At 66.6% G+C, this 5,615-nt stretch carries 7 protein-coding genes; 2 read left to right on the top strand and 5 right to left on the bottom strand.

Annotated features, from left to right (window positions below):
* Window positions 1-136: 136 nt before the first annotated feature.
* The gene (locus tag ACWELQ_RS36530) at window positions 137-1,321 is read right to left on the bottom strand and encodes an acetyl-CoA C-acetyltransferase (protein WP_452401586.1); all 1,185 of its coding nucleotides are present in this window, start codon (window positions 1,319-1,321) and stop codon (window positions 137-139) included.
* A 116-nt stretch (window positions 1,322-1,437) separates the two neighbouring features.
* Here ACWELQ_RS36530 and mce point away from each other — a divergent pair, with 116 nt between their 5' ends.
* Together mce and ACWELQ_RS36520 are read left to right on the top strand one after the other, a co-directional pair.
* Entirely contained in the window at window positions 1,438-1,908 is a 471-nt protein-coding gene (mce, locus tag ACWELQ_RS36525; protein WP_452401585.1) for a methylmalonyl-CoA epimerase, read from the top strand.
* Window positions 1,909-1,994: 86 nt separating this feature from the next.
* Window positions 1,995-2,966, top strand: a complete 972-nt coding sequence (locus ACWELQ_RS36520; protein WP_452401584.1) for a hypothetical protein — start codon at window positions 1,995-1,997, stop codon at window positions 2,964-2,966.
* A gap of 88 nt (window positions 2,967-3,054) precedes the next feature.
* Here ACWELQ_RS36520 and ACWELQ_RS36515 read toward each other — a convergent pair whose 3' ends face one another.
* The 4 genes from ACWELQ_RS36515 to ACWELQ_RS36500 form a co-directional block, all read right to left on the bottom strand.
* The gene (locus ACWELQ_RS36515) at window positions 3,055-3,531 is read right to left on the bottom strand and encodes a hypothetical protein (RefSeq protein ID WP_452401583.1); all 477 of its coding nucleotides are present in this window, start codon (window positions 3,529-3,531) and stop codon (window positions 3,055-3,057) included.
* Window positions 3,532-3,685: 154 nt separating this feature from the next.
* Window positions 3,686-3,991: an ATP/GTP-binding protein gene (locus tag ACWELQ_RS36510; RefSeq protein WP_452401582.1), complete on the bottom strand. Its 306-nt coding sequence runs from the start codon at window positions 3,989-3,991 to the stop codon at window positions 3,686-3,688.
* Window positions 3,992-4,001: 10 nt separating this feature from the next.
* Window positions 4,002-4,679 (bottom strand): endonuclease NucS, encoded by a 678-nt coding sequence (gene nucS / locus ACWELQ_RS36505; RefSeq protein WP_452401581.1) that lies wholly within the window; start codon window positions 4,677-4,679, stop codon window positions 4,002-4,004.
* A gap of 23 nt (window positions 4,680-4,702) precedes the next feature.
* Window positions 4,703-5,437: a rhomboid-like protein gene (locus ACWELQ_RS36500; protein WP_452401580.1), complete on the bottom strand. Its 735-nt coding sequence runs from the start codon at window positions 5,435-5,437 to the stop codon at window positions 4,703-4,705.
* Between the last annotated feature and the right edge of the window lie 178 nt (window positions 5,438-5,615).

Here is a 5,615-nt window from a genome sequence, read left to right as displayed (position 1 = left end):
CGCCCCGCACCCCTCGCCACCGCACCGCGCCCTCGCCGCCGCACCGCTCCGCTCGCTGCCGCAGGGCTCGCCGCCCCAAAGCTGAACGGCCCCGGCTCTTTACGAGCCGGGGCCGATCTCTGTCAGCGGATCTGGGTCAGCTGACGCGGATGATGAGGGCGTCGCCCTGGCCGCCGCCACCGCAGAGGGCGGCCGCGCCGACGCCGCCGCCGCGGCGCTTCAGCTCGAGGGCCAGGTGCAGGACGATGCGGGCGCCGGACATGCCGAGCGGGTGGCCGATGGAGATGGCGCCGCCGTTGACGTTCACCTTCTCCGGGTCGATGCCGAGCTTGCGGGTCGAGGCGATGCCGACGGCGGCGAAGGCCTCGTTGATCTCGACCAGGTCCAGGTCGGCGGGCGAAATGCCTTCCTTGGCACAGGCTTTGATGATCGCGTTGGCGGGCTGGTCCTGCAGGGTGGAGTCCGGGCCCGCGACCACGCCGGCCGCGCCGATCTCGGCGATCCAGCTCAGGCCGAGCGCTTCGGCCTTGGCCTTGGACATGACGATGACCGCGGCCGCGCCGTCGGAGATCTGCGAGGCCGAACCCGCGGTGATGGTGCCGTCCTTGCGGAAGGCGGGGCGCAGCTTGGCCAGCGAGTCGGCGGTGGTGTCGGCGCGGATGCCCTCGTCCTGCGCGAACACGATCGGGTCGCCCTTGCGCTGCGGAATGGAGACCGGGGTGACCTCGTCGGCGAAGACGCCGTTCTTCCAAGCGGCGGCGGCCTTCTGGTGCGAGGCGGCGGCGAAGGCGTCCTGGTCCTCGCGGCTGATCGGCTCGACGTCGTTGCGCTGCTCGGTGAGCGCGCCCATCGGCTGGTCGGTGAAGATGTCGTAGAGGCCGTCGTAGGCCATGCTGTCGCGCAGGTTCACGTCGCCGTACTTGTAGCCCTCGCGGCTGCGCTCGAGCAGGTGCGGGGCCTGGGACATGGACTCGGTGCCGCCCGCCACCACGATCTCGTACTCGCCGGCGCGAATCAGCTGATCCGCCAGGGCGATTGCATTGATACCGGACAAACACACCTTGTTGATGGTGAGCGCCGGAACATCCATCGGAATGCCCGCGGCCACCGCGGCCTGCCGGGCCGGAATCTGGCCCGCGCCCGCGGTGAGCACCTGGCCCATGATCACGTAATCGACCTGCTCGGGCGCGACCCCGCCCCGCTCCAACGCCGCCTTGATGGCGATGCCGCCCAGATCCGAGCCGCTGAAGTCCTTCAGCGATCCGAGCAACCGGCCGACCGGGGTGCGCGCGCCGGAGACGATGACGGAGGTGGTGGACACGATGAGGGCCTCGCTTACGTCGTATGGGTGCCGCTCCGCCAACCATCGGAGCAGTACTCCACGGTAACTCGCAGCACTTCGGCGAGGGTATGTGGGTGCGCGCTACCGTTCGTGGTGTGAGCAACACCGAGAAGACCGAATTCATCCCTTCGGAATACGTCGTCGCCGTCGATCATGTGGGTATCGCTGTGCCGGATCTCGATTCGGCGGTCGCCTGGTACCGGGACAATCTCGGCATGGTCGAGACGCATCGCGAGATCAATGAGGCGCAGGGCGTGCACGAGGCCATGCTGTCGGTGCCCGGCACGCCGACAGGCTCAGTTGCTCTTCAGTTGCTGGCTCCGCTGAACGAGGAGTCGACGATCGCGAAGTTCATCGATCGAAACGGGCCTGGCCTGCAGCAGCTCGCGTATCGGGTCACCGATGTCGAGGCGGTTTCCGCACAACTTCGTGAACGGGGCTTGCGTTTGCTGTACGCCGAGCCGCGCGGTGGAACCGCCGGTTCCCGCATCAATTTCATCCACCCCAAGGATGCTGGCGGTGTGCTGGTGGAACTCGTCGAACCGGCGGCGAAAACTACCCACTAGTACCGGGTTCCGGCCCCCTAAAGAGGCTGTAACAACATTCGCGGTCGGGTCACCATCAGTGGTCGTCACGCTGTAGTTTGTGGGGCATGTCGTCCACTGAGCCCGATCGTAATCGCTTCGTTGCACTGCCCTTTACCGTTGTGCGGAAGGGCTATGACCGTGACGAGGTGCGTAACTACTTCGACCGTTTCGATGCCGAGCTAAGGGTCACCGCCACCGATCGCGATGCCGCTGCCGCCCAGGCTCGCAACCTGGCGGCCCAGCTCGAGGATGCCCGAGACGAGATCGACGAGCTCCGTAAGGAGGTCGACCGGCTCTCCGTGCCGCCGACCACCGCCGAAGGTATGTCCGATCGCATCTCGCGCATGCTGCGCCTGGCCTCCGACGAGGCCTCCGAGGTTCGCGCCCAGGCGCAAGCCGAAGCCGCCGAGATGATTTCGATCGCCGAGCAGCAGGCGACCGAAATGCGTGGGAAGTACGAATCGCTCCTCTCCGAGACCAAAGAGAAGCGCGAAGCGCTCGAAATCGAATTCGAGCAGACCCTCGCGAACGCCCGTTCGGAGTCGGCGAAGATCGTCGAGGCCGCCAACGCCGAGGCCGACCGCCTCACCAAGGAGTCCGACGCCAAGCGCAAGGCGACGCAGCAGGACTTCGAGGTCACCATGGCCGAGCGTCGCACCAAGCTGACCCGCGCCATGGAGGAGCTCGAGGCCACCTCGCGCGCCGAGGCCGCCCAGCGCATCAAGGACGCCACCGACGAGGCCAACCGCCTCATCACCTCGGCGACCAACACCGCGGATCGAAAGATCGCGCACGCCAAGGAACTCGCCGAGGAGATGCGCGTCCTCCGCGGCCGCGTCCTGGCCCAGCTGCTCGGCATCCGCGGCCAGCTCGACTCGGTCCCGGCCATGCTCGCCGCCGTCAACCGCGAAAGCGAACTGCTCGACGGCGCACCGGAACAGCGCTCCCTCAACAAGGGCGGTCGCAAGGCCATCTCCGACGCCCGCGATGACGACGACTTCGTCGACGAGCGCGAGAACGCCGACGTCTCCAGCTAATTCATCAACGGGCGACAACCCGAAGCCGTTCGAAGGCCGCTTCCCCCGCGGGGAAGCGGCCTTCCTTATGCGTGCCGACGGACGCTCATCACCACCCGGCGGACCCGGTGGACGTCTTGCATTGCGCGGCATAACTGCCGAAAGACGGCTGGCAGGTCCCCCCCGGCAGGGACGTGACATTGACGTCCCGCGCGAGGGTGCTCAGCACCGATCCATCCGGGTTGTATTGCGTCGCAACGATGTGATGCGCGCCGACGGTGGTGGGCTCGAAAGCGATCGTGCTGTTGGTCCCGGAAACCCCGTTGGTGGTGACGCAGGCTCCGGTCGTCCCGGGACTGCCCGGCAACGCCTTTCCATTGTCCGTGAAATAGACCGGCGGGGCGGCGGGAGTGCTCGCCGGATTACAGGTGATCAGCGCGTTGATGTTCCAGCTGTCGACCATTCCGAAACCGTCCGTGTGCACGATCATGTCCGTGATGTCCGCCGAAGCCGACGGACTCCCCGCCAGACTCACCGCCACCGCCGCGAACGCCCCCAGCGCCAACCCGATTCGACCTTTACTCATTCCGAACTCCTTGTAAAACATGCTTACTTCAGTTCGGGAAAACTAGCCCTCCGAACTGGCAGAAAGCTGTCACCCAGGCACCCCAATTCCATGGGCCACCATTTCGGGGCCACCATTTCGGGGGTGTTCACGGGGCCAGAGATCCTATGGCCCGTCAGGACCAGCGGCGGGTGATCGTTCGGGTGTTGCGGCCCTTCCAGCAGCCGGTGTGCCAGTGGCGGCGATCGTCCTCGCCGTCGTAGGCGGCCCAGGCGACGATGTGCGGCGTGCCGGGGGCGATGACCTGGTCGCAGCCCGGGCAGCGGTACGGCTTGGTGGCGCGGGTGCCGGGAACCGTGCGGACGATGAAGGTCTCGTCGGTGCCCGGGCCGTGCTCGGTGCGGCCGAAGACATCGCCGACGGGCCGCGGCTCCTGGTTCGAGCGCGCGGAGTCCTTGGGGCGGGGTTTCCGGCGGGGCATGGTATCGAGGTTAGAACAGGCGGAATTCGTCGGACTCGGTGCCGCGCAGGGCGTCGTAATCCAGGGTCAGGCAACGGATGCCGCGATCGGTGGCGAGCGTCTTGGCCTGAGGCTTGATCTGCTGGGCGGCGAACACCCCGGCCACCGGGGCCAGCAGCGGATCGCGGTTGAGCAGTTCCAGGTAGCGGGTCAGCTGTTCGACACCGTCGATCTCGCCGCGGCGCTTGATCTCCACCGCGACCGTCGCCCCGTCCGCGTCCCGGCACAGGATGTCGACCGGGCCGATCGCGGTCATGTACTCGCGGCGGATCAATGTGTAACCGGGGCCGAGGGTTTCGATGTGCTCGGCCAGCAGCGCCTGCAGGTGCGCCTCCACACCGTCCTTCACCAGGCCGGGATCCACGCCGAGCTCGTGCTTGGAATCGAGCTCGATGTCCTCGACCGTGATGCGCAGCTCCTCACCGGCCTTGTTGGTGACCACCCACAGTTGACTTGTCTCCGAGTCGGTTTCGCGCTCCTCCAGCCAGCACGGCGGGCTCATCCAGTTCAGCGGCTTGTAGGAGCCGCCGTCGGAATGGACCAGCACCGAACCGTCGGCCTTCATCATCAGCAGGCGACGGGCCATGGGGAGGTGGGCGGTCAGACGGCCAACGTAATCGACCTGGCATCGAGCAATCACAAGGCGCACCGGTCGAGTCTAGTGACCGCGATTCAGCCCAACAGCATCAGGCAGGCGAAAATCGAACCGCCCGCCAGCAGAACCCAATCCGGCCAGTTGAACGGGTGCAACGGGGCCACCTGACGGCGAATCATCAAGCGGCCGATACCCAGGCCCAGGCACAGCGCCAGGAAATGACCGACATTCGTGAAGGTGTGCCACACCAGAACGCCGCCCAGCGCCAACGTGAGCCAGCTCGCCGCCCAGACGAACCGGCGATGCGGGGGCAGCACCGCGATCAACGCGCCGACCACCGCCATCGCGCCATAACTGACACCGACATCTTCGACGGTGGTGATGCTGCTGGGCATCACGTGTGAGGCCACCGCCACCCACAGGCCCACCGCCACCAGCACGGTCGCGCCGATATGGCCGATGAAGAAGGTGTGCACCAGCTTCACCGCCCCGAAACGGCGCTCCGCCAAGGCGAGCAGGCAGGCCAGCAGCGGGACGATGATGAAGACCGTGGCCGCGCCCTCACCCACCAGGAAGGCGCTGGAGAACAGTGTGCCGAACCGGCCGTCGGCCAGATTGTGCAGGTTGGTGCTGGCATGCAACACGATTCGTGTTTCGGACGGCGAACTCACCATCGTGAGCGCCACCGCTACCGCGGTCAGCAGTCCGACATAGCTGTAGGTCGCGGGCAGCCAGAGGCCGCCCAGCCGGAAACGCCGGCGGGGGGCTGCCGGTGGGGCAGGTGCTGCCTCGATGACCATGCCGTCGATCATTGCCGTTCCATCCTCGGCGGAACTGCTTGTCCGCTGGGAGTTTTCTGTGGATCCATGTTTCCAGGTATGTACCCGGGATACACGAAAGTATCCGGATACGCAGAAGGCCCCCACCAAATGGTCGGGGCCTTCGCGAATGATGTTCCGGCGGTGTCCTACTCTCCCACACCCTGTCGAG

This window comes from Nocardia sp. NPDC004722 (genome assembly GCF_053601505.1).
Note: the sequence above shows the minus strand (reverse complement) of the source record. Positions and strands in the feature narration are given on the sequence as shown.